General features: G+C 69.0%; 22 protein-coding genes. 16 read left to right on the top strand and 6 right to left on the bottom strand.

Annotated features, from left to right (window positions below; translation table 11 throughout):
- Positions 1–21: 21 nt before the first annotated feature.
- Together ACFY6U_RS27850 and ACFY6U_RS27855 are read right to left on the bottom strand one after the other, a co-directional pair.
- Complete coding sequence (locus ACFY6U_RS27850; RefSeq protein WP_390042532.1) at positions 22–453, bottom strand: hypothetical protein; 432 nt, start codon at positions 451–453, stop codon at positions 22–24.
- Positions 454–465: 12 nt separating this feature from the next.
- Positions 466–5,070 carry a DUF6531 domain-containing protein gene (locus ACFY6U_RS27855; RefSeq protein ID WP_390042534.1) on the bottom strand — a complete coding sequence of 1,535 codons (4,605 nt, stop codon included), beginning with the start codon at positions 5,068–5,070 and terminating at the stop codon, positions 466–468.
- Positions 5,071–5,441: 371 nt separating this feature from the next.
- On the opposite strand from ACFY6U_RS27855, the gene ACFY6U_RS27860 reads away from it, so the two are divergent.
- The 6 genes from ACFY6U_RS27860 to ACFY6U_RS27885 all read left to right on the top strand — a co-directional run bounded on the left by ACFY6U_RS27860 (position 5,442) and on the right by ACFY6U_RS27885 (position 10,126).
- Positions 5,442–6,104, top strand: coding sequence for a hypothetical protein (locus tag ACFY6U_RS27860; protein ID WP_390042536.1), 663 nt, complete (start codon positions 5,442–5,444; stop codon positions 6,102–6,104).
- A 35-nt stretch (positions 6,105–6,139) separates the two neighbouring features.
- Positions 6,140–7,117: a hypothetical protein gene (locus tag ACFY6U_RS27865; RefSeq protein ID WP_390042538.1), complete on the top strand. Its 978-nt coding sequence runs from the start codon at positions 6,140–6,142 to the stop codon at positions 7,115–7,117.
- A gap of 39 nt (positions 7,118–7,156) precedes the next feature.
- Entirely contained in the window at positions 7,157–7,462 is a 306-nt protein-coding gene (locus ACFY6U_RS27870; RefSeq protein WP_390042540.1) for a hypothetical protein, read from the top strand.
- A gap of 113 nt (positions 7,463–7,575) precedes the next feature.
- The gene (locus ACFY6U_RS27875) at positions 7,576–8,910 is read left to right on the top strand and encodes a hypothetical protein (protein WP_390042541.1); all 1,335 of its coding nucleotides are present in this window, start codon (positions 7,576–7,578) and stop codon (positions 8,908–8,910) included.
- Between the two features lie 19 nt (positions 8,911–8,929).
- The gene (locus ACFY6U_RS27880) at positions 8,930–9,532 is read left to right on the top strand and encodes a hypothetical protein (RefSeq protein ID WP_390042543.1); all 603 of its coding nucleotides are present in this window, start codon (positions 8,930–8,932) and stop codon (positions 9,530–9,532) included.
- Positions 9,533–9,535: 3 nt separating this feature from the next.
- On the top strand, positions 9,536–10,126 hold the full coding sequence (locus tag ACFY6U_RS27885; RefSeq protein WP_390042545.1) for a hypothetical protein: 591 nt from the start codon (positions 9,536–9,538) through the stop codon (positions 10,124–10,126).
- An 86-nt stretch (positions 10,127–10,212) separates the two neighbouring features.
- Here the strand turns inward: ACFY6U_RS27885 and ACFY6U_RS27890 are convergent, their stop codons facing one another.
- The 3 genes from ACFY6U_RS27890 to ACFY6U_RS27900 are packed head-to-tail and all read right to left on the bottom strand — an operon-like array spanning position 10,213 to position 11,910.
- A complete protein-coding gene (locus tag ACFY6U_RS27890; RefSeq protein WP_390042546.1) occupies positions 10,213–10,848 on the bottom strand; it encodes a hypothetical protein in 636 nt (211 codons plus the stop codon).
- Between the two features lie 4 nt (positions 10,849–10,852).
- Positions 10,853–11,038, bottom strand: a complete 186-nt coding sequence (locus ACFY6U_RS27895) for a DUF397 domain-containing protein (protein WP_390042548.1) — start codon at positions 11,036–11,038, stop codon at positions 10,853–10,855.
- A 17-nt stretch (positions 11,039–11,055) separates the two neighbouring features.
- On the bottom strand, positions 11,056–11,910 hold the full coding sequence (locus ACFY6U_RS27900; protein WP_351486799.1) for a helix-turn-helix transcriptional regulator: 855 nt from the start codon (positions 11,908–11,910) through the stop codon (positions 11,056–11,058).
- 222 nt (positions 11,911–12,132) lie between these two features.
- Here ACFY6U_RS27900 and ACFY6U_RS27905 point away from each other — a divergent pair, with 222 nt between their 5' ends.
- From ACFY6U_RS27905 to ACFY6U_RS27930, 6 genes are all read left to right on the top strand, one after another.
- Positions 12,133–12,582, top strand: coding sequence for an ATP-binding protein (locus tag ACFY6U_RS27905; protein ID WP_390042549.1), 450 nt, complete (start codon positions 12,133–12,135; stop codon positions 12,580–12,582).
- Between the two features lie 118 nt (positions 12,583–12,700).
- Positions 12,701–13,660 (top strand): hypothetical protein, encoded by a 960-nt coding sequence (locus ACFY6U_RS27910; protein WP_390042551.1) that lies wholly within the window; start codon positions 12,701–12,703, stop codon positions 13,658–13,660.
- Positions 13,661–13,819: 159 nt separating this feature from the next.
- Entirely contained in the window at positions 13,820–15,187 is a 1,368-nt protein-coding gene (locus ACFY6U_RS27915) for a nitrate/nitrite transporter (protein WP_390042553.1), read from the top strand.
- Between the two features lie 88 nt (positions 15,188–15,275).
- On the top strand, positions 15,276–16,439 hold the full coding sequence (locus ACFY6U_RS27920; protein ID WP_390042555.1) for a uroporphyrinogen-III synthase: 1,164 nt from the start codon (positions 15,276–15,278) through the stop codon (positions 16,437–16,439).
- A gap of 180 nt (positions 16,440–16,619) precedes the next feature.
- Positions 16,620–17,207, top strand: a complete 588-nt coding sequence (locus ACFY6U_RS27925; protein ID WP_390042557.1) for a hypothetical protein — start codon at positions 16,620–16,622, stop codon at positions 17,205–17,207.
- Positions 17,208–17,432: 225 nt separating this feature from the next.
- Positions 17,433–17,960, top strand: a complete 528-nt coding sequence (locus tag ACFY6U_RS27930; protein WP_390042559.1) for a helix-turn-helix domain-containing protein — start codon at positions 17,433–17,435, stop codon at positions 17,958–17,960.
- Here ACFY6U_RS27930 and ACFY6U_RS27935 read toward each other — a convergent pair.
- A complete protein-coding gene (locus ACFY6U_RS27935) occupies positions 17,911–18,447 on the bottom strand; it encodes a peptidoglycan-binding protein (protein ID WP_390042561.1) in 537 nt (178 codons plus the stop codon). The two genes, ACFY6U_RS27930 and ACFY6U_RS27935, sit on opposite strands and share 50 nt — an antisense overlap.
- A gap of 289 nt (positions 18,448–18,736) precedes the next feature.
- Here ACFY6U_RS27935 and ACFY6U_RS27940 point away from each other — a divergent pair, with 289 nt between their 5' ends.
- The 4 genes from ACFY6U_RS27940 (at position 18,737) to ACFY6U_RS27955 (ending at position 23,521) form a co-directional block, all read left to right on the top strand.
- Positions 18,737–19,339: a CGNR zinc finger domain-containing protein gene (locus tag ACFY6U_RS27940; RefSeq protein WP_390042563.1), complete on the top strand. Its 603-nt coding sequence runs from the start codon at positions 18,737–18,739 to the stop codon at positions 19,337–19,339.
- 451 nt (positions 19,340–19,790) lie between these two features.
- Entirely contained in the window at positions 19,791–20,312 is a 522-nt protein-coding gene (locus tag ACFY6U_RS27945; RefSeq protein ID WP_010039908.1) for a sigma-70 family RNA polymerase sigma factor, read from the top strand.
- A complete protein-coding gene (locus tag ACFY6U_RS27950) occupies positions 20,312–21,133 on the top strand; it encodes an anti-sigma factor family protein (protein ID WP_390042564.1) in 822 nt (273 codons plus the stop codon). The genes ACFY6U_RS27945 and ACFY6U_RS27950 overlap by 1 nt, the downstream gene beginning before the upstream one ends.
- Positions 21,134–21,193: 60 nt before the next feature.
- Positions 21,194–23,521 carry a HelD family protein gene (locus tag ACFY6U_RS27955; RefSeq protein ID WP_390042566.1) on the top strand — a complete coding sequence of 776 codons (2,328 nt, stop codon included), beginning with the start codon at positions 21,194–21,196 and terminating at the stop codon, positions 23,519–23,521.
- Positions 23,522–23,626 lie beyond the last annotated feature (105 nt).

The following is a 23,626-nucleotide window of genomic DNA, read 5'->3' on the forward strand; positions in this document are numbered from 1 at the left end:
CCCGGGTCCTTCGCCATCCGGTCAGTGTGCCGCGAGGTCGTCCGAGAAGGGGGCGGTGTCGTCTCCCCACCGGAACGTGTAGCCGCCTTGCTCGGCGTCGAAGGCCACCCGCAGGCCACGGTCCGGTAGGTCGAACTGTTGCCTGAGCCAGCCGTCCATGGCCAGGGCCGCGACTTCCGACCGGAAGTGGGCGAGAGGATAGGTGAACGATGCCACCCTCACGGTCACGCCGTCGGGATGCCGTGCCACCAGGGCCGGGGCGTGTGCCGCCAGGCCGTAGGCCAGCCACGACGCGTCCCGCCAATGAACCCCCGCGGGCAGTGCCAGGCGCACCTGCCGGTCGATCTGCAGGAAGAACTCGCCCTCGGCACCCGTGGGAGCGCACTCGGCGGTCAGGTCGGCAGCGAGCCCGCCGAGCGGGCTCCGGAAGCGGTACTTGAAGGTGCTGCTCACGTTGGATTGATCCTAGAACTTCAGGAGATGGAAGACTGACTTGCTGAAGATGTTCTCCGCTTGGCCCATGCCGGTGGGTGCCCGCACATAGTCATAGTCGTGCGGAAGGCCATCACCCCAGAGTCTGCTGTGCTTGTCGGCGAATTCGGTTGCCGCGTCCTCGCCGATTTCGTGCAGGTCGATCTTCTTCATATTGTCGAAATCGCCGGCACTGACTCTGAACGGCATGACCTCCACTTCGGCGCCACGCCCCCGAAGCCGTTCTGCGTAACGTTCGGCGTCGGCTCGGGACTCCCACGAGTAAACCCCCTCCCCGTAATGACCGCGATTCTCGGCCGTGGGCCACGGTGTTCCGTCACCGCGGAGACGTCTGGCGTTTTCCGCATCTTGGACGGTGAAGAACTCATGGTAGTCGGGGGCCAGTCCGAGGCTGTCGGAGTGGGTGTGCGGGGTGGGTACGTAGGCGATCGGGTTCGGTGCGGGTTCGAGGCCCAGCGGATCGGGAGACAGATACCGGGCGCTCTCCGGGTCGTAGTGCCGGAAGTAGTTGTAGTGCAGTCCCGACTCCGGGTCGAAGTACTGTCCCGGGAAACGAAGCGGTGTGTATGCGGTGCTGTCGGCGGTCCAGGCCGTGCTTCCCCACACGGTCGTGCGTGTCTGCCACACGATCTCGCCGCACTCGTCGACGAGTTCGCGCGGCGCACCGACGAGATCGGTGACGATGGCGAAGAAGCGCAGATCGACGCTCTCCTGCGGGCTCTCGTTCGTCGTCGGCGCGGTGACCTGCTCGGTTTGACACACTGGTCGGCGACCCTGGTGATCCCAGGTGAGCGTGACCGTCTGCGGCACGTCGTCGCCGATGGTGGTCTGTTCACAGAGGGTCGTACCGTCCCACGCGAAGTCCGTCCGCTCGACCACCCGTTCACCGTCCGCGTCCATGCGCACCTTGGCGATGCGGCGTCCGAGCGGGTCGTAGGCGTAGCGCCACAGTGTGCCGTCGGGCGTGCGCACCGCTGTCAGGCGGTCCTCCGCGTCCCATGTGTAGTGCCAGGTGTCGGGTTTGCGGGAGAGGCGGATCCGCTGCCGCAGGACGACGCGGCCGAGGGCGTCGTGTTCGTACCGCACACGGCCCGCGCGAGTGATCCTCGTTCCGTCGTAGACCCGTTCGCCGGTCGCCTCGTGCCCCGGATGTGTGTCCGGCCAATCGGCGCGAGTCTGGTTTCCTGCCTGGTCATAGGCGTACGACTCGGACCAGGCGGGTGCGTGCACGGCTAGGACCCGGCCCAGGGGGTCCAGATCGAACCGTTGCTGACCGGCGAGTTGCTCGTCGACACCGGCCAGCGCACCGTCGGCACGGTAGCTGTACGAACGCCGCTGCACCGACGCGCCGTCTCGGCCGGTGACCGACTGGGCGGTGAGACGTCCCAAGGGATCGAAGGCATGCGTCAGTGTGAGCTCGCATCCGAACCGTCTGATGGTCTCGCGTCCGACTTCGTCATATCCGAAGTCCACGCTCCGGCCCGAGGATGTGAGCCGTGCGGGTCGGCCGGCTTCGTCGTAGCTCCATGAACTTACGGCGCCCCCGGGTGTTGTACGGCGAGTGCGCCGCCCCAGCCCGTCGTGGGCATGGGCGACCGTGCGTCCGTTGATGCTTTCGGAGACCAGGCGGCCGAGCGCGTCCCGGCGCAGCTCGACCGTCGCCTCAGGGCCTGCCGCCTCGACGAGTTCGCCGACGGCGTCGTAGACGAACGTGGTCACCCGGCCGTGGGCGTTCTTGCGAGTGACCCTTCCCATGACGTCCCGCTCGTAATGGGTCGTCCGGCCCAAGGCGTCTGTACGGGACGAAAGACGGCCCGCGACATCATGGGTGTAGGTGAGGACCCGGTCGTCGAAATCCTTCTCCGACACGAGTCGTCCGGCTGCGTCGTAGTCGTAGATCCACTGCAGGCCCTGGGGGCTGCCGACCTTCCTCAGACGCAGCCCGGCGTCGTACGAGAATTCGTACCGTGCTCCGTCGGGGCCGGTGCGCGCGGCGAGGAGGTCGAAATGCGTGTACTCGTAGCGGGAGACCGCGCCGTTGCGGTCGATGTGGGCGGTTCGGTTGCCCTCTCCGTCGAACTCCCAGAGCTCGGCCGAGCCGTCCGGAGCGACCCGCTCGGTCAGACGCCCTTCTACTGTCCACCTGAGCCGCGTCACGGATCCCGTTGCGTCGGTGACCGCGGCCGGCCTGCCGAAGGCGTCCCGTACACAGCTCGTCACCGCGCCCGCGGGATCCATGGTCGACAGCGGCAACCCGGCCGGGTCGCAATGCACCGCCGTGACCTGGCCCAGGGGATCGACGACTGAGGAGAGGCGGCCCCCCTCGTCGTAGGTGAAGCGCGTGGTGTTGCCCGCCGGGTCGGTGACAGAAGAGCGGTTGCCGCGGTCGTCGTAGGTGAGACGGTGGACCAGTCCGTCAGGGGTCGTCACTGTCACGGGGAGGGAATGTTCGTTGTATTCCACCCGGGTCTCGTAGCCGTCCGGGCGTACGACCCTGAGGGGCTGGTCGTGCTCGTTGTTCGTGAACCATGTGGTGCGGCCGAGGGCGTCGGTCCAGGACAACAGCCGGTGGTGTTCGTCGTACTCGGTCCTGGTGACCGCCCCCAGCGGATCTCTCTCGGCGATGACCTGGCAGTTGTCGTTTACGGTGAAGCGGGTGACGGCGCCTTCGGCGGTTGTGAGAGTGGTGATGCGGCAGTCGGGCCAGGCGGGGTCGGTGCCGTCGTAGTCGAGGGTGATGGTGATGTGACCGGCTTCGCCGCCCTCGGCGATGCAGCGGTCGTGGTCGTCGTAGGTGTAGGCGTAGCGGCTGTTGTTGGTGTCGGTCCAGGAGGTGACACGCAGCCGGTCGTCGTAGGTGAAGCGAAGGGGCAGGCCGGAGGAGTTGACCGTCTCGGTGAGGTTGCCGTCGGTGTAGCCGTAGCGCTTGACGACGACGTCCGAGCCGTCCTCGGCGGCTCCGGCCAGAGCGAGCGCGGTGACACGGCCGTCGTCGGAGGTGAACTTGAGGTGGTAGCCGCCGGAGTGGTGGATGGCGAGCGGGGTGCCGTGCTCGTCGTACTCGAAGGCGATGGTGTGCTGGTTGCGGTCGGATATCTGCGTGAGCAGGGCGGTCCCGTCGGCGGTGGGGCGCGTGAAGTGCCGGGTCCGGCCGGTGAGGGGGTCGGTGATGCGGTAGCCGCCGTCGTCGTGGCGGGTCAGGGGGCGGCGGGGGCCGGCCTCCGGCATGACCGGGGTGTGGGACGCGGCGGGGTGGGGGTAGGCGAGGAGCAGGCCGTCCTCGGTGACGTGGACGACGCCTTGTTCGTCAACTTCCAGACGCTCATCGAGGGTGGACGCCCAGCTCGGGCCGAACCACCACCCGCAGCGGTAGTCGGAGGCGACACGGCGGGTGAAGGCCAGCGGCAGCAGGCCAGGCAGTTCGATGTCGTTCTGCGGGAGATACATGGCGCCGGTGGCCATGTCGACGGGGTCACTGCCCTTGGATCGGACGACGCTCTTGAGCCGGTTGAATGCCCCTTCCGCCCCCTCGGCCAGCATGCCTCGGGCATTCTTGCCCAGCCCGCGGACGGCGAGGCTCATGGCCTTCATGCCGCCGCGGAGGTTCTTCATCTCCTTGAGGCCCTTGGCGATTTTGCCGAGGCTGGTGATGCCCTTGCCGCCGGGTATGCAGTCCAGGGCGGCGAACGCCACGTCCCATAGTGAGGCTTGCCCTTGGGAGTATTTGTAGAGGGTGTCGGCGAGGACGACGAGGGCGGCGACGAGGACGATGGCGCCGAGGATCGGCCCGCCGATGATCATCGCGATGATCCCGACGACCGCGACGACGACCTTGCAGACGGTGACGATGGTGTCCCAGTTGTCCTCGAACCAGTGGCCGACGTCCTGCCACCAGTGCCGGTTCGGTATCCCGGCGTCGGACGCCTCGTCGATCTTCCGCTTCGCCTCCCCGGCCGCGTCGTCGCGCATCTTGCGGGCGTCCTCGGCCATCTTCTTCGCGGCGTCGAGGGCGTTCTGCGCGGTGGTGACGTCCGACTGGGCTTTGGTGTGGGCGGACTTGGCGCTCTGCACGTCCCGGGTGGCCGCCCGCACCTTGCCCTCGTCCGGCTTGTCGGCGTCCGATTTGCTGCCGGTGGGATCGTCCTTGTACTTGTCCGCTTCCTTCGTCGCCCGCGTCACCCACGAATCGGCCGAGGAGAGACGGGACTTGGCGGAGGACAGGTCCGACTGGGCCTCCTTCGCCTTGGCGAGGGCCTTGTCGGCCAGGGCCTGGGCCCGCTCCAGCTTGGGCCAGTAGTCCGCGAGGGCGTCGCCGCACATCTCGTAGGACTTCTTCAGCTTCTTCAGGTTCTTCGGGACGTCCTTGAACTGCTCCTTGAACACCTCGGCCGACTTGCCCGCCCACTGCAGGAGCGTGTCCTCGCCGGCCATGCCCTTGACCAGGCGCAGGGCGTCGGAGACGTCGTCGGCGAAGGCGTGGAGTTGCGTGGCGAGAGTGCGGACGCGCTGCGGGTCACCGGGGGTGGGGTCCTTGTCCAGGTCGAGTGGATGCCAGTCCGCCGGTCGGTAACCCGCCATGATCCCGCAACCCCCGTCGCGTACGCCTCGTCAACAAGCCTGTGCACACGTGAAGTTACAGGTCCGGTCGGTTTGAGGTGAAGGCCGTTCGGTGATGCGGGCTCGGATACGCGCCCCGTCTGGGTGTGTGGGGCATCTCGCCTTCCGGTGCCCGATCTGGCCAACAGCCTTTGCGGAGGCCAACTGACGGTCGCGGCGATGTCACGGGACAGCACCAAAGCCGAGGCCGGGGCAGCGAGTTGTCCAACTATGATCCGGCATGCACGCTTCGTTCGACCGGGTCGCAGCAAATCGCTCTGGTGCGTTCCGGATGGACCCCGATAGCGTATTCGCTGCTTCGCAGACCCCAACCGCCCCACCAGGAGCCCACCGTGACCCGCCGTTCCCGCCTGCTCACGACAGCCACCGCCGGTGTGACGGCCGCACTGCTGCTTGCCGGATGCGGTGGAGGTGACGGAGGCAAGGACAACTCGAACGGCAAGATCGCGGGGGCGGACACGGGGGCGTCGGCTTCGGCTTCCCCTAGCCCTTCGGCTTCGGCAGCTGAATCGGGGCGGCCGAAGATCACATTGCCGTCGGATGTGACGTTGACCTTCGAAGGTGGCCAGACCGGTGATGCGGTGAAGGACGCCGTGCTCGCGGACGGAGCGGAAAGGGCGCGGGCGGAGGACGCTGCTATCACCGGAACTGATCCCAAAGGCGAGGGACTCGCCTACTACAACACGGGCAAGGCTCTTGAGGCCACACTGTCCTGGGTCGCCCAGTTCAAGAAGGCTAACGTCACGATCACCGGCGTTGTCCGGTACTACGACCGCAAGGTGACACTCAAGAGCAAGACGTCGGCCATCCTCACGTTCTGTGGCGATGAGAGCAAGGGCTTCAGCAAGAACAAGAAGACCGGAAAGATCAATAAAACACCTGTCAACAAGGACAGCTACGTCTCGTACAACACCAGGCTCGACAAGAACTCCGACGGCGTTTGGCAGACATCGCAGATTATTTCCATCAGGGGGGCAGCTCAGTGTCAGCCGTAGCCAGAGGAACATGCGCATTCCTGGTTGGCATTGTGATGTGGAGCTCCGGGCCAGCGGCCTGGGCCACCATCACTCCCGGCGGGGGCTCTGGCACCAACAGCCAGGTAAACGGTAACCAGAAGAACGGCGAGATCTCCGCGACCGCCGGTGCCGTCGTCTACGACCTCTCCAACAACGGCTCCGGCGCATCGACCGGTGCGGTGACGCCGACCACGACCTGGACCCCGCCCGCCTGTTACTACGCGCCCAAGTACTCACCTGACGCGCTTGAGGCCTACCTGACGCCGATCTGGGAGGCCGACTCGACGGGCTACGAGTGGGATGCCACGCAGCGCGACCGCTACGTCAACGGGAAGCCGTACAAGGACTTCAACAAGGACAAGGCGGGCAAGGGCTACTGGTGGGACTCGTACGTCACCCCGGGCCGTGAGGGAGACCCCGGCGCGCTCGACTGCACGAAGCCCATCTTCTGGGTGGACACGGGTGAGGACCCGCCGGCCGACGTACCACAGGCGGTCACCCCGGAGATCCTCGCCCAGCTCGCCTACAACCAGATCCGCGTCCCCAGCACGAAGGTGACCCTGGCCCCGGCGGACAGGACGAAGGTCAACCTTCCCACCTGGGCCTGGCTGGACGGTGCCGAGTTCAAGCCGGTCTCCGTCACCGCGTCCGTTCCCGTGCTGGGCATCAGCGCGACGACCACCGCCACGCCGTACTCTCTCAAGATCGACCCCGGTACCTCGGACGCGGTCACGTATCCGGCCTCGGGCGTCTGCGAGTTCAAGAACGGCAGCATTGGTGAGGCCTACGCCAAGGGAAAGGCCGGTGAGACGCCACCCTGTGGGGTGAAATACCTGCACTCCTCGGGCACGGGCTCGTACCCACTCAAGGCCACGATCACCTGGAAGATCAGATGGAAGGGTACCGGAACGCCAGGCGGGCCCCTCGATGACGGCGTCTTCGGGGCCACCCAGGATGTCATCGTCCAGGAGATCCAGTCCGTCAACAGGTGAGCGAGAGTCGGCCCGGAGCTTTCCGGCCTAGGAGGGGCCTTGGGCGACAGGACCAGAATCGACGATCTCGATGTGCTCAAGAGCGTGTCCACAGGCATCGAGAAGATCGTCGAGGAGTTGCAGGGGCTCGACGACAAGAACAAGTACGGCTGGAGCCGGGAGGTCGTAGGGCACGAGGAGCTCACGGACCGGCTTGACGACTTCGCTGACAACTGGGACTACAAGCGGGGGAAACTCGAGGGCGAGTTGGGCAAGCTCGCGGCAATCACGAAGGCTGCGGCCCAGGCCTACGAGCAGATAGACACAGACCTCGCCGACGCGGTCCGCAAGCAGGAGAAGCCCTAGAGGCAAGGGGAATGATGTCCCGACCGAAGGACTGGTCTCCGGTCGAGCTGGACTCCGACCCGGTGTCCGGTGATCCAGAGGCCGTGGCGAAGTTGGGTCGGCGATTCCGCTCAGTGGCGGATGCCATCAGAAGGCAGACCGGCAACATCGAAGCCCTCTGCGGGGTGGACGGCTGGCAGAGCGATGCCGCGAACGAGTTCCGCAAGGCGGCCGAGGGGACCGTCGGCCGCCTGAAGAAGGTCCTGGACCGTTTCGAGACCGCTGCCGACCTCCTGGGCGAGCAGACGGACCAACCTGATGAGAAGTACGCCTCTGTCCTGGCGTCCTCCCAGCAGGCGGCGGACAAGGCCCGTAACGATGCCGAGCGCGACCGTGAGGAGCGGGAGCGTCTCGACAAGTCGCTCGACGCCCTGGACAAGTCCGCGGGTGACTATGAGCAGAAGAAGCACGACCTCACCACGAAGCGGGACGAGGTCGACGGTCGTGTCAAGGACGCCATCAGGCGGGTGCACGCTGCCAAGAACGCCCGCAACCGAGCCGGTGAGAAGGCGGCTCGCGCTCTGGAGGCGCTCATTGACCACGACAAGCTGAAGGACTCCACCTGGGAGAACATCAAGGGAGCGCTCAAGAGCATTGCGGACATCGCCGGCTGGGTGGCGACAGCCTGTGCTCTCGCCTCGCTGCTGGTCGGCTGGATCCCGGTGATCGGCTGGGCGCTGGCGGGTGTCCTGGACGCGATCGCCCTGCTCGCGACCGTGGTGTCTTTCGCCTGTCATCTGGTGCTCGTCTTTTCGGGAGACGCGAGTATCGCCGACCTGGTTCTGGACGGCGTGGCCCTGCTCACGCTCGGGCTGGGCCGCGCCGCGCTGAGTGCGGGCAAGGCGGCCGCGGCCGGCGTGCGGGGGGTACAGACGGCGAGCCGCTCCGCCCGGGCGGACTTCCTCGCAGCCAACTCGATCTCCGGCAGATCGGTGAAGGCGGCCAACACGCTGAAGGGCAAGGCCACCAAAGCTGCGAACCAAGCCGCCGAAGAGGCGTCACAGAGGCTCGCGGGTGACTTGCCAGGTGCTTTCGGGAAGCTCGGTGAGTTCAAGCACGTCCTGAACCCCAAGGTGATCTACCAGGACACGGTGGACGCCGTGAAGGGCCTCAAGGACTTCAAGGACGTGGGGAAACTCTTCGGAAGGGATGCTTGGCGAGGAGCCCGGCCCTTCGGCAATCCGGAATGGGTGGAGTCCAGCAAGGCACTCAAAGAGGTGCCGATCCTCGGAAAGTTCGAAAGCATGGGCGGTGTGAAGTTCACCGACTATGTGCGATCCGCTGGGCAGAGGTGGCTTGGCTACACTGCCGCGGCGACCGCCATCGACGGGAATGACAAGCTCCACGGCCTCACGGAATGGGATAATCCGTACAACAAGTGGAAGACCGCTTGGACGGTGGGTTCGTGACGGCCAGGAGGAATTCCGAGTGAGTGACGACGCGATGTGGCAGTGCCTGATCTCCGAGCCCGAGGGCAGTATCCGACTCCCCGTCGGAGAGAACGCGGAGCTCGGTGAGTGGGCCAAGCGCGCGGCCCGGCAGTATCTGGGCACAGATGCTCCGCGAAGCGAGACTCGTGAACTTGCCTCTGTGCTGGCCCGGGTGGCGGCCACGGCTGATCTGGGCGACCCCACGTTCGCCTATGCCTATGTGATCGACGCGGCAAAAGCGCTGACCGCCGTCTACGAGGTGCACGACTACGACGGCGACGGATACCGGTCCACTGACCGTCTTCCCGAGCTCCTGGAAGCTGTCCTCCCGACGTCACCCGAGCGCCGGAGCGTGACCGAGGTGAATCTTCCGGCCGGGCCCGGTGTACGGGTCCAGGAACTCCACTCGGTCGAGACCGGCTCGCTCTTCAAGAAGAAGACGATGATGGAGACGGTTACCTACGCGCTGCTTCCGCCGCAGGTCGACAACATCCTCGTTTTCCGGATGTCGTGGACCAATCTCGTCTTCGGCGAGGCGCTTCTGGAGTTGGCGCAGATGCTGGCCGAGTCGCTGGAGCTCGCCGAGATCAAGGAAGGCTGAGGAATGCCAGACGCCGTCGCCGGCGGCTTCACCGATGGCGGACTCCCGCCCACCGACTACGGCCTCGTCGTTCCGGACGGCTGGTTCCGGATTCCGCTTGAGCCCGATGGCTGGAAAGGGCCGATCAAAGCACTGACCGAGCGGGTCTTCGACGGTCAGGACGATGCCGTACTGCTCAAGCGAGAATTCAGCAAGGCACTTCGCGCTCGTGCAGAAGAGGGCTACGACAACGGCGGTGTCGAGTTCTACATCTCCACGACTTCCATCGGCCCGGTGCCCCTGTCCTCCTCGCTCCTGGTAACCGTCGTCCCTCCAGGCCAGGGGTTCCGCCTGGACGCCCGCGGGAGCTCTCAGCAGATCACCGCCGTCGAACTCCCCTTTGCCGGCCCGGCGACCATGCGACGCACCCGTACGGTTCCGGTTGCCGATGACTCCTCCGGTAACCGGCTGCCTGTGACCGTGGTCGACTACGCCGTCAGTGTCCCGGGCACCGAAGCCGTTCTCCTGCTCACCTTCTCGACATCCCTGGACATGTTCGCCGACGCCCTGGTCGACCTGTTCGAGGCAGTCGCCAAGTCGCTGCACTGGAAGTGACTGTCACTCCGACTGCTCGGGTTCCAGAGCAGCCCGCCCGACCGCCGAGCAAAGCGTCCGGACCACCGGGACGTCGGCGCACGTGGTCACTCGTCGAACCACGCCACCAACCGCACGTTCTCCTCGCTGTGCACCCCCGCCAGGGCCTCCATCACCGTCCACACCGGGGCCCACGGGCCGTCCTCCGGGACCGCGTCGCGGCGGCGGAGGCGTTCGGCTCGGTAGAGCGTGGTGCCGGTGGTCCATTGGGTGCCCTCGGGGTGGAGGCCGGCCAGGTCTGCCGGGGACGTCGTCAGCGTGTTGATGCCGCTCGCTCGGGCGAAGCCTTTGCTCCAGTCGCGGTGGTGGACAAGGCGGAGGGTGCCGTCCGGGGTGCGGTGGTAGCGGGTGATGTGGGTGGTTCGGGGGATCGCCGGTTCCGTCCAGTTGATCGCCCTCGCCTCCGGCCACGTCAGCCAGGTCTCGGCGAAGGCCGCGGCCGCCCAGGTGGAGTGCTCCTGGCGGACCTCGGGGGACGTGTCCGGCGGTAGGCCTCGGTCCGGCGCCACCGGGCGCCAGGTGGCGGCGAAGTCGCGTACTCCGAAGAGGCAGGCGAAGCCGTCGTAGTCCCTCGGCATCCCCAGCATCGACAGGCTGATGGCCGGGGACCATGCCGTCTCGTCGTGGTTCAGGCCCTCCCGCCAGGTGCGGCACTCGATCCAGCCGTGGATGTCCGTTCCCATGCGGTCATTGGGGCCGTGGCGGTGCCACGAGGGAGACGAAGTGAGCCCAGGTGGAGGTTGCGACGGTGAGGTGGGGGCCGGTGGGGTTCTTCGAGTCGCGGATGTGGACGGCGTGGGGTGTGGGGGCCATCTCGACGCAGTTCGAGCCGTCGCCGCTGTGGGTCGACTTGCGCCAGTGGAGTATGTGCACAGGTGCCTCCTCAGAGGTCAGAGGTCCAGGACCCGTTGGTTGATGAAGTCGCGGGTTTTGGCTGGTGAGAGCGAGCAGGATTCCATGCGGCCCAGTACGGCTCGGTACTTGCTCAGCTGGGCCTCGGCGTCGAGGAACTCGCAGGCACCGTGATGGGAGTCCAGCTGAACCGTGTCGAGCTGCGGCACGGGACCCTCCACGTAGTCGAAGGACTGACCGGTGGTCGGGAAGTTGTCAGCCTCGAAGGGGATCACTCGGACGACGACGTGCGGGAGTTCACTCATTTCGAGCAGGTGCTTGAGCTGGCCGCGGGCGACGGCCGGGCCGCCGAAGCACATGCGGAGTGCGGCCTCATGGATGATCGCGGTGTACGGGGGTGGTGCTGCCCGGTGCAGGATGCCTTGCCGCTTGATCCGGTGAGTGAGACGGTGCTCGATCTCGTGCTGACGCATCGGCGGCACCACCGACCGGAAGAGCTCGCGGGCGTGATCTGTTGTCTGCAGCAACGCGGGGATGTGAATGAGTAGCGCCACCCGCAGCGCGGAGGCGTGGTGCTCCAGCTCGGCCAGATCGACCAGCGCCACGGGTACGTGTTCGCGGTACTCCTCCCACCAACCCCGACTGCGTCGGCCTGTCATGGAGGCCAGCGCGTCCATGAGTTCCTCGTCGGAGCAGTCGTAAGCACGTGCCATGGAGCGCAACCGGTCCGCGCTGACCGGCGTGCGGCCTGTCTCGATCATGCTGACGCGCGCTTGGTTGACGCCGAGAAGTTCACCGGCGCTCGTGGCGGTGAGCCCGGCCCGTTCCCGGAGTTTCCGCAGCTCCGCGCCCAGCCGTCGCTGTCGGAGCGTGGGGCTTTCGGTGGACGGCACACCGTCTCCCTTCTGGCATGAGGCGGCCCAGTGCACCCTCACATGAGTGAAGCATGGATGCATTCACGGCATTTAGTTAGATCCATCTAACCATCTGCTCTACGGTGAGAACGCACCGCTCAACCAGCCGCTTCGGTAAGCCGGAAGCGCACCCCCAGGCAGAGCCACCGCCCGGCGCGGTCGTTGAGCGAACCCGAGTCCCGTCTCTCGTCGGAGGTCCTCGTGGACACCGTATTCCTGCCCGACACCTGGACGTACGCCCTTCGCCTGCCCCGTGATCCCCGCGCGGCACGCGTCGCACGTATGACCGTACGAGCGGTGCTCAGCGGTCACGGCAGAGGCGAGGCTCTCGACGCCGTCGAGTTGTTGGCCTCGGAGCTCGTCACCAACGCCTACCGGCACACCCGCGGCCCCGCCTCCCTCCGGCTCACCGCTCTCGCGGACGGACGGCTGCGGGTCGGGGTCTGGGACAGCCACCCGCGTATCCCCGCTCCCTTCGGGGAGCCTCCCAGGGACCGCGTGCCGTACGTCCCGGCGGAAGCCGAGCGGGGGCGCGGCCTGCGACTCGTGCAGGAGTACGCGGACTCGTGGGGCGGCCTGTCCGTCGGGGACGGCGGTCCGCTCGACCGCGGTGCCGGGAAGCTGCTGTGGTTCGAGGTCGGCGAGTGCTGACGGCGGGTCAAGCTCGGGTCAATCCGCCCGGTGGCCGTTCTCTCGGTGCACGCCACATGGAACACTTCCTGGGTTGCAGAAGTGAAAAGAGTGGCTCGGCCGACGGGGAGCGGATGCGATGAGCGCGCGGCAAGTACGGAAGATGTTCCAGTTGATGGCCAGTGGTGAGCCCGTCGAGCTCACCAACGCCTGGGCCTCCGTGAAGAAGCTCGCCCGGCTCGCCTTCATCGCCCAGCAGTTCGGGTACGAGTACGCCGACGCCCGCCACACCGGCTCCCGCAACAACGTGCTCAAGCTCCTGATCGTGCCGGATCACAGCCCGCAGGGGCAGGCGCGCGCCGCGCAGAACTGGGCGCAGTACCCGAACGCCGCCGACGGTGTCTCGCTGCCGCCCCTCGTCCCCGACGCCGTCGAACTCCTCAAGGCCCGGATCCAGTTCGACCTCACCGGGAAGAACGCCGAGAAGCGCATGCTGCTCGGGGCCGGTGGTATCACGCTCGGGCTGGTGCTGGCCGCGGCGCGCGCCGGCGGGAGTGCGGGGGCCTTCGTCGTCTCCGGGGTCGTATGGGTTCTCCTCATGGCGGTCATGGGGCTCGGGTTCTTCGTCACGCGCGGACGCAACGCCAAGTTCGCGCAACGGCTCCAGGCCGCCGGGTTCATGCCGGTGACGGGGGAGGGCGGGCGGGTGCGGTATCTGCCGCCGGGCACGCCCATGCCCATGCAACAGGGCCCCATGCAGCACCCCCAGTACCAACCCCAGCCCCAGTACCAGCCCCCGCAGCCCCCGCAGCAGCCCGGCCCCTACGGCCCGTACGGCGGCCAGCCCGGCCAAGGCGGCCAGCCCGGCCAAGGCGGCCAGGGCGGCCAAGGCGGCCAGCCCGGCTACGGCCCCTACGGCGGCCAGCCCCCCGCCGCACCCGCACCCGCACCCACCCCCGCCGGTTACGGTCAGCAGCCCCCCACCCCCTACACCCCCGGCCCCTACGCCCCGCCCCCGCAGCCTGCCGGCCCCTACGCCCCCGGCCCCTACCAGCAGCAGCCCCCGCAGCCCCCGCAGCCGCCGTACCCCTCTCGCTGACCCGGCGCCCGGCCCGGACCTCTCACCCGCCCTCTCTCCGGGGTGAGAGCAACGTTCCCTTCCGGTCACCCACAGCCACAGCGCGGAAACGACGCCTCCCTACCTTCGTGGCCTAGTCACTCGTAGCAGACCGAGCACGCGGAGCACCGTGGAGGCGTCATGACAGCCCCAGCCCCTACTTCCCGTAGTCGCTGGATCCAGGAGTGGGATCCGGAGGACGAGACCTTCTGGAAAGAGACCGGGGAGAAGATCGCCCGCCGCAATCTGTTCTTCTCCGTGCTCTCCGAGCACATCGGGTTCTCGATCTGGACCCTGTGGTCCGTGCTGGTGCTCTTCATGGGGCCGGAGTACGGGCTGACCCCGGCCGACAAGTTCCTGCTGACGTCGATGGTGACCCTGGTCGGTGCCGTCGTGCGCGTGCCCTACACCTTCGCCGTCGCGATCTTCGGCGGGCGGAACTGGACGATCATCTCGGCCAGCCTGCTGCTCATCCCGAGTGTCGCCGCGTTCGCCGTCATGAAGCCGGGGACGTCGTTCGACACCTTCCTGTGGATCGGGCTCCTGGCCGGCATCGGCGGGGGCAACTTCGCCTCCTCCATGACCAACATCAACGCCTTCTTCCCGCTGCGGAAGAAGGGATGGGCGCTCGGGCTCAACGCGGGCGGCGGCAACATCGGCGTGGCGGCGATCCAGCTGGTGGCCCTCGCCGTCATCGGCGCGGGCGGCGGGCCGCGCGTGCTGCTGGGGATCTACATCCCGCTCATCGTCGTCGCCGCGGTCCTCGCCGCGCTCTTCATGGACAACATCGAGAACGTCAAGAACGACACCGGTGCCGCCAAGGACGCCGCGAAGGACGCCCACACCTGGATCATGTCCCTCCTCTACATCGGGACGTTCGGCTCCTTCATCGGCTACAGCTTCGCCTTCGGCCAGGTGCTGACCAACCAGTTCGGCCGTACGCCGCTGCAGGCCACGTATCTGACCTTCATGGGCCCGCTGCTCGGCTCGCTGATCCGGCCCGTGGGCGGCTGGCTCGCCGACAAGTACGGCGGCGCGAAGATCACCCTCTACAACTACACCGCCATGGCCGCCGCCACCGCTGTCCTGGTCGTCGCCAGCATGCAGAAGTCGCTGCCGCTGTTCGTCGTCGCGTTCGTGGTGCTGTTCTCGCTCACCGGGATCGGCAATGGTTCCACGTTCAAAATGATCCCCGGCATCTTCCAGACCAAGGCCCTCGCCAAGGGGCTGGAGGGTGAGGAAGCGGTCAAGTACGGACGTCGGCTCTCCGGTGCCTCCATGGGTCTCATCGGCGCGGTCGGCGCGCTCGGCGGCGTCGGCATCAACCTCGCCTTCCGGCAGTCCTTCCTCTCCTACGGCTCCGGCACCGGCGCGTTCGTCGCCTTCCTGGCCTACTACGGCCTGTGCTTCGCCATCACCTGGGCCGTATACCTTCGCCGGCCGGCCGCGCGGGCGCAGGCCACAGCCGCCACCGAGGCAAAGGCGCAGCTCAGCTACGCCGAGGTGTGACGTAACACTGGTGACATGAACCCGAACCGAGCCTGTCACGCACCGTTGACAGGCTCGTTCGGCATGCGGGTCAGCTAGGAGAGCAGCCATGGACGAGGAACAGCAGCAGCGACCGGAGGCCGGTCAGCACGGCCCTCTCGCGGGGTTCACCGTGGGGGTCACGGCCGCGCGCCGCGCCGACGAGCTCGGGGCACTGCTGCAGCGGCGCGGTGCCGCTGTGCTGCACGCCCCCGCCCTGCGCATCGTGCCGCTCGCGGACGACGGCGAGCTGCTCGCCGCCACGAAGGAGATCATCGACCAGGCGCCGGACATCGTCGTGGCGACCACCGCGATCGGGTTCCGGGGGTGGGTCGAGGCCGCGGACGGGTGGGGTTTCGGCGAGCAGTTGCTGCAGAGGCTGCGGAACGTCGAGCTGCTCGCCCGCGGGCCCAAGGTCAAGGGGGCGATCCGGGCCGCCGGGCTGACCGAGGAGTGGTCGCCGTCCTCCGAGTCCATGGCCGAGGTGCTCGACCGGCTCCTGGAGGAGGGCGTGGACGGCCGCCGGATCGCCGTACAGCTGCACGGGGAGCCGCTGCCGGGGTTCGTGGAGTCGCTGCGGGCGGCGGGCGCGGAGGTGCTGCCGGTGCCGGTGTACCGGTGGATGCCGCCGGAGGACCTGGGCCCGGTGGACCGGCTCCTGGACGCCGTCGTCTCCCGCTCGGTCGACGCGATCACCTTCACCAGCGCCCCCGCCGCGGCCTCCCTCGTCTCCCGCGCCGAGCACCGCGGGCTGCTCGGCGACCTGCTCGCCGCCCTGGGCCACGACGTCGTCCCCGCCTGCGTCGGACCGGTGACGGCGCTGCCGCTCCAGGCCCTCGGCGTCGACACGGTCCAGCCGGAACGCTTCCGGCTCGGCCCCCTCGTCCAGCTGCTCTGCCAGGAACTCCCCTCCCGCGCGCGGGCGTTGCCCATCGCCGGCCACCGTGTCGAGATCCGGGGGCACGCGGTCCTCGTCGACGGCGCGCTGAAGCCGGTACCGCCCGCCGGGATGTCCCTGCTGCGGGCGCTGTCGCGACGGCCGGGCTGGGTGGTGGCCCGCGCCGAACTCCTGCGGGCCCTGCCGGGCGCGGGCCGCGACGAACACGCGGTGGAGACGGCGATGGCCCGCCTGCGTACGGCCCTGGGCGCGCCGAAGTTGATCCAGACCGTGGTCAAGCGGGGGTACCGGCTGGCGCTGGACCCGGCGGCGGACACGAAGTACGCGGACGTGTGAGCGGACGTGTGAGACACCGAGGAGACACCGGCCGGGAGACCACGCACCGGTTCCCCGCTGCCCGGCGCTGTCCGGCGTGATCCTGGTGGGCGTTCGTCTGTACGATGCCCGCTCCGGGGGCTTCCTCCGCATCGGCACCGTGCGCGAGGCCATGAGCGCCGGCACAGCGAACGGAGCGCCATGGCACGCGTCGACAGGGTCTTCCTGCTGTGGCACGTACACCACCGTGCCGAGGACGAGGACGGAGAGATCCGGCACTTCGCCGCTCCCGACGACTACTGGTCCGACGAGGAGGCCGGGGACGACGTCAAACACCTCGGCGTCTACTCGACCCGCGAACTGGCGCAGGAACGCATCATCCAGGCCAGGCAGTTGCCGGGCTTCCGGGACGAGCCCGACTGCTTCCACATCGAGGAGGCGGCCATGGACGAGCCGGAGTGGACGGACGGCTACGTGACCGTGGGCCCGTCGTCCTGGTACGGAGTGCGATGCGTCTTCCGGCACCGCGGCCTCGGCGTGTACGAGGAGCGGGTCACGCTGTGGACCGCCCGTTCGGCGGACGAGGCGATCGGCCGTGCCGAGGCCGAGGCGGTCGAGTACTGCGAAGCGCTCGACGAGGTCGAGTACGCGGGCTTCGCCGAGGGGTTCCGTGTCGACGGGACGCCGGGGGAGGGGGCCGAGGTCTTCTCCCTCATGCGGGAGAGCGGGCTGCCGCCGGGGGAGTACGTACAGCGGTTCTTCGCCACGGGTGATGAGCGGACCGGCTGACCGGTGTACGACGTTCTGGGGACCGCCTGGCGACAACGGGCCGTAGCAGGCCGCCCGTTGCCCGTCACTCCGGTCCGTTCCTCCCCGGGCGCGCCGGGCCGTCCCGTGCGGCCGCGCGCGTGCGACGGGCCGTGCCCCGCTCCGCGGGCGTGCGCTCTGCCGGATCCCGGCCGGTGGGCGGCACGCTGGCGCCGGACCACGGCACACGGGGGACGGGGACGGAACATGACACGCTGGCAGCCCTTGCCGGCCACACTGCCGCGGGAGGCCCGGCATCTGGTCGAGCAACTGCGGCTCCTGAAGGGCCGTACCGGACTCAGCCTCGCCGGACTGGCCCGGCGCACCGCGTACAGCAAGTCGTCCTGGCAGCGCTATCTGAGCGGGGACAGACTGCCGCCGAGGAGCGCGGCGCAGGTGCTGTGCCGGCTGGCCGGCGGGGACCAGGCGCGGCTGCTGGCGCTGTGGGAGCTGGCCGAACAGGCGTGGCCGCAGGGCGCGGCGGAGCCGGCGGCGGACGCGGTGGCGGACGCGGCGGCCCGGCCTCCGGAGTCCGCCGGGCCGCCCGAGGTCTCCCCAGGGCAGCGGCGGTGGCGGATCGCCGCTGTCGTCGCGTCCGTCCTCGCCGGGGCGCTGGCCGCCGGGCTGCTGTGGGCGCTGCCCCGCAGGGCGGGCGACACCGTCGTCGCCCGCCCCCGTGGTGTGCTCAGCCGCGCTGGTCGTAGTACGCGATCTTCCAGGAACCGGTGCCCTTGATACGCACCCGGTACTTGTTGCTGATCCGCTTGAGCGTGGCGTTGTGCGCGGTGCCGTGGAAGGTGACGGCGCTGCCCGCGGCCGGGCCGGTGAGCCGCTGCTGGGCGAAGGTCCAGCTCTGCTCGGTGACCACGCCGTCGTTGTCCGACAGGCCGAAGTGCTCCTGCCACCACTGGGTGGCCGATTCCGTCTCGGGGCCGAACGAGCCGTCGATCTTGCTCTTCTCGAACGGGTGCGAGTCGCCGTCGTCGTCCTGGTACTGGGCGCCGTCCGCCCACAGCACGGTCTCCCACAGCGCCGTGGCGTTGCTCTCCGCGTAGTCGTCGACGCCGAGGTTCTCCTCGTCCTGCCAGTCGTCGGTGACGGCGCCGCCGCCGTCGATGCCGTGGTAGGGCGCGGCGGCGGCCGCGGCCGGAGCCAGGGCCAGGCCGCCGACGCCCAGCAGTACGGCCGTCGCCATCGCGACGACCCGGGTGCGCATGCTCATGAACGTGTCCTCTCCTGAACCGCCGTCCCTCACGGGTCCCCCCTGGGGCGGCTCGCTGTGCGTTCGCAGGACCCAGGGTCACGGCCCGGAGCGGGGGGCGGCGAGGCCTGTCGGGGTATCCGGGCCGAACGGGGACGGCCCGCGTCCCGGGCTCCGGCGTCCCCGCCCGGCGCGGGGTCGCACGGGAACCCCGCGGAAAGGCGGAACCCCGGTACGAGGGCTTCCGGCCGCCCGCCGCACCGGGCACTGTGAACAGAACGGTTCTCCTGTCCTAGGCGGTGACAGGCACATGGCACTGGGTACGGCCGCGACCGCGTCCGCGTACGAGCTGCGCTTCGACGCCGGGCGGATCTGTCTCGATCTGCTCGCGACCACGCATCCCGGCGAACGGCTCGACGGGCTCGCACCGTTGCGGGCCTGGATCACCGGCTCCGGACTCGTCCCGCCGGGCACCCCGCTGGCCCACGCCGCCCCCGGCTGGCTCGTCGGCTTCCGCGAACTGCGGGGACATGTCGGGCAGTTGGTGCGCGGCCGGAACACCCCGGGGGTCCGGTCGTACGACCTCTCGCTCGCCCGCGTCAACGAGGTCGCCCGCGCCGCCGCGCCTCCGGCCCCGCGCGCCGTGCCCGGCGAAGACGGATTCCTGGTGAGGGAGTTGGCCGGTCCGCCGGGGTGCGCGGCCCTGCTCGCCGCCGTCGCCCGGGATGCCGTGGAACTGCTCACCGACCCCGTCGCGCGGGCGGCGGTCAGGGAGTGCGAGGGCGACAACTGCCCCCTGGTGTACCTGGACACCTCCCGGGGACGCAGGCGCCGCTGGTGCTCCAGCGAGGTCTGCGGGAACCGCGAGCGGGTGGCCCGGCACCGCCGCCGCGCCGCCCTCGCCCGCGCCTGACACCACCCTGGGCCGCGCGTGGCACCGCTCTCGCCCCGCGCGTGCCACCGCCCTCGCCTGCGCGTGAACGCGCGCGGACGCGTGTTCACGCCCGTGACCGCCGTCACTGCGTATCTCAACTCCCGCCCCATTCGCGGCTTCTGCCGGATCTTCATCGAAGCTCCGCGAAAGTGATTTCGGCAACACTCCGTTTGGCGACGGGTGAGTACGGGCAACTCGGCCGCCTTCGACGTTGTGTCGGAAATGTAAAGATCACGCGGTGGGAATGTGGGGTCATGTCCCGCTCGTCATGTCACCTCGCAGAAAAATGTGGGGTCTTGTTGAACACCTCGCGAGTCACTTCCGTACCGGTGGGGGAGCGACCGACTGGGGGAACCCCCGGACACCGGAGGTGGGCGTGCGCAAGGATGCGGCCGTGGCCAATGAACGTGGATCGAGGGCCCGACATCGCATGTCCCAGCCCTCGGAGCCTGATGAGGAGCTGATGCGTGCCCTCTACCGAGAGCACGCCGGACCTCTCCTTGCGTATGTCCTTCGGCTGGTCGCCGGTGATCGGCAACGCGCCGAGGACGTCGTGCAAGAGACACTCATCCGTGCCTGGAAGAACGCCGGCCAGCTCAATCGGGCGACCGGATCTGTACGCCCCTGGCTGGTGACGGTCGCTCGCCGCATCGTCATCGATGGTCACCGCAGCCGGCAGGCCCGGCCGCAGGAGGTCGATCCGTCGCCGCTGGAGGTCATCCCCGCGGAGGACGAGATCGACAAGGCGCTGTGGCTGATGACGCTGTCGGACGCGCTCGACGACCTGACCCCGGCCCACCGGGAGGTGCTCGTCGAGACGTACTTCAAGGGGCGTACCGTCAACGAGGCGGCCGAAACGCTGGGTATACCCAGCGGCACCGTCCGTTCGCGGGTGTTCTATGCCCTCAGGTCGATGAAGCTGGCACTGGAGGAGCGGGGGGTGACGGCGTGATGAGTGTGTACGGGGGGCACGGCGGGTTCGGCACAGGTGGTTCGGGTATGTCTGGTGCTATGCAGGAATCTCCGGTGCCCAATGAGCACGAGACTGTCGGCGCGTATGCGCTCGGGATTCTCGACGACGCCGAGGCAACCGCTTTCGAGGCCCATCTGGCCGGGTGCGAGTGGTGCGCCCAGCAGCTCGACGAGCTGGCCGGAATGGAGCCCATGCTCGCGGCCCTGGCGGATCTGCCGGGCTCCGGAAGTACCCCGTCCATCGGCGAGTCGCTGTCCGCGAGGCCCAGCCCGCGGATGGTCGAGAAACTCGTCGTCGAGGTCTCCGAGAAGCGGAAGGTCCGCAGCAGGCGGAACATCTTCGCACTGGCCGCCTCGGTCGTGCTGATCGCCGGCGGCACCGCGGCCGGCGTGACCCTGAGCGGCGGCTCGGACAACGGCACCGCGGACATGGCCATGGGGCCCGCCCAGGCGGCCTTCCAGACCATGACCGACAAGAAGTCGGCCACGGACCCGACGACCCACGTCACCGCGACCGTCGCCGTGGAGAAGAAGGACTGGGGCACCCACGCGGTCCTCCAGCTCAAGAACGTCACCGGCCCGAAGAAGTGCTCGCTGATCGCCGTCGGCAAGAACGGCGAGCGCGAGACGGTGACCTCTTGGTCCGTCCCGACCTGGGGATACGGCATCACCGACGCCAAGTCGGCGAAGGCCAAGGAGCCCCTCTACGTGCACGGCGGGGCCGCCTTCACCCCCAATCAGATCGACCACTTCGAGGTCATGACCTTCGACGGGAAGAAGCTCGTCTCGGTCAGCGCGTAGCTTCGGCGGGCCCCCTTCGCGTACGGTTGACGGCTGCCCAGCACGTCAGAAGGGGGCCCGGTGGCCGCTCAGGCTCAGCAATCCGCGGTCGGCTCTCACGGCTCGGATCGGGATTCAGTCCGGGACTCGCTCCAGGACTCCGTCCGAGACCGTGAGATCAGCGTCGAACAGGTACACCTCGACCGGGTGTACCGCCGTCTCGAGGAGAAGATCCACGAGGCGGAGTTCCTGATGAACGACGCGGCCAAGCGCGGTCAGGTAGGCACACCCGGTGCGCTCGCCGAACGCGACGCGCAGGTCTTCCGGGCGGGCGTCCACCTGAACCGGCTCAACAACGAGTTCGAGGACTTCCTCTTCGGCCGCATCGACCTGCTCCTCGGCAAGGACGGCAAGAAGGGGCCCGACGGCGCCTACACCGCCGTGGAACCCGCCGAGGGCGCGGTCCGCGGCGACAACACCGCCGACATCGCCGAGACCCTGCACATCGGCCGCATCGGCGTCCTCGACCAGGACTACGCCCCCCTGGTCATCGACTGGCGGGCCCCGGCCGCCGCGCCCTTCTACCGGTCCACCCCGGTCGATCCCGGGCGTGTCGTACGACGCCGGGTCATCCGCTCCAAGGGCCGCCGGGTCCTCGGGGTCGAGGACGACCTGATGCGCCCCGAGCTGACCGCCTTCCTCGACGGCGACACGCTGCCCGTCATCGGCGACGGCGCCCTGATGGCCGCCCTCGGCCAGGCCCGCAGCCACACCATGCGGGACATCGTCGCCTCCATCCAGGCCGAGCAGGACCTGGTCATCCGCGCCCCCGCCGCCTCCGTCACCTACGTCGAGGGCGGCCCGGGCACCGGCAAGACGGCCGTCGCCCTGCACCGCGCCGCCTACCTGCTCTACCAGGACCGGCGCCGGTACGCGGGCGGCATCCTGATCGTCTCCCCGACCCCGCTGCTGGTCGCGTACACCGAGGGCGTGCTCCCGTCCCTCGGCGAGGAGGGCCAGGTCGCCATCCGCGCTATCGGCTCCCTCGTCGACGGCGCCGAGGCCACCCTGTACGACACCCCGGCCACCGCCCGCGCCAAGGGCTCCTCCCGGATGCTCCGGGTGCTGCGCAAGGCCGCCCGCGGAGCCCTGGAGCTGAACGACTCACCGACCCGGCTCAGGGTCGTCGCCTTCAACCGCCGCCTGGAGCTGGAGGCCGAGGAACTCGACCGCATCCGGCACAACGCGCTGGGCGGCACCGCCCCGGTCAACCTGCTCCGCCCCCGCGCCCGCAAGCTCCTCCTGGACGCCCTGTGGGCCCGCTCCGGCGCGGCCGGCCGGCACACCGACCCGGAGCTCGCCGCCGAACTGCGCTCCTCCTTCGACGAGGACATCCTCACCGAGGACCCCTTCATCGAGTTCCTCGACGCCTGGTGGCCCGAGCTGACCCCGCAGACCGTCCTCGCGGCCATGGCCGACGAGAGACGCCTCGGCCGCTGGGCCCGCCGCATCCTCAACCCCGGCGAGGTCCGCCGGGTGGCCCGCTCCCTGAAGCGGGACGGCCACACCGTCCACGACATCGCCATGCTGGACGAGCTCCAGGCCATCCTCGGCACCCCCGCCCGCCCCCGGAAGAAGCGCGAGGCGGACCCGCTGGACCAGCTCACCGGCCTGGAGGAGCTGATGCCGGTGCGCGAGGAGTCGCAGCGCGAGCGCGCCGAGCGACTCGCCCAGGAACGGGTCGAGTACGCCCACGTCATCGTCGACGAGGCCCAGGACCTCACCCCGATGCAGTGGCGGATGGTCGGCCGCCGCGGCCGGCACGCCACCTGGACGGTCGTCGGCGACCCGGCCCAGTCCTCCTGGTCCGACCCCGACGAGGCCGCCGAGGCCCGCGACGAGGCCCTGGGCACCCGCCCGCGGCGCCGCTTCGAGCTCACCGTGAACTACCGCAACCCGTCCGAGATCGCCGAGCTCGCGGCCAAGGTCCTGGCCCTCGCCATGCCCGGCTCCAAGGCCCCCTCGGCCGTCCGCTCCACCGGCGTCGAACCCCGCTTCTCCGTCCTCCGCGACTCGCTCGAGAAGACCGTGCGCGCCGAGGCCGAGCGGCTCCTCGACCTGGTCGACGGCACGGTCGGCGTGGTCGTCGCCATGGACCGGCGCGCCGAGGCCGCCCGCTGGCTGGCCGGGCTCGGCGACCGTGTGGTGGCCCTCGGCAGCCTGGAGGCCAAGGGCCTGGAGTACGACGCCACGGTCGTCGTCTCGCCCGCGGAGATCGCCGACGAGTCCCCGGCCGGGCTGCGCGTGCTGTACGTGGCCCTCACCCGGGCGACGCAGCAGCTGACGGTGGTCTCCGGCGAGCGGGACGCGCCGGACGCGGCGGGGGTGCCGGACCTGCTCAGGGAGTGATGCGGGGAGCGCCCGTAGACCCGTTCGGCTGGGGTTTTCCTGTGAAGTCCGCGGACGGGAATGGCCGTGCGGGATCTGTTTGTTAGCCTTGTCGTGACACCGGCT

The organism is Streptomyces sp. NPDC013157, from assembly GCF_042899865.1.
Taxonomy (GTDB): domain Bacteria; phylum Actinomycetota; class Actinomycetes; order Streptomycetales; family Streptomycetaceae; genus Streptomyces.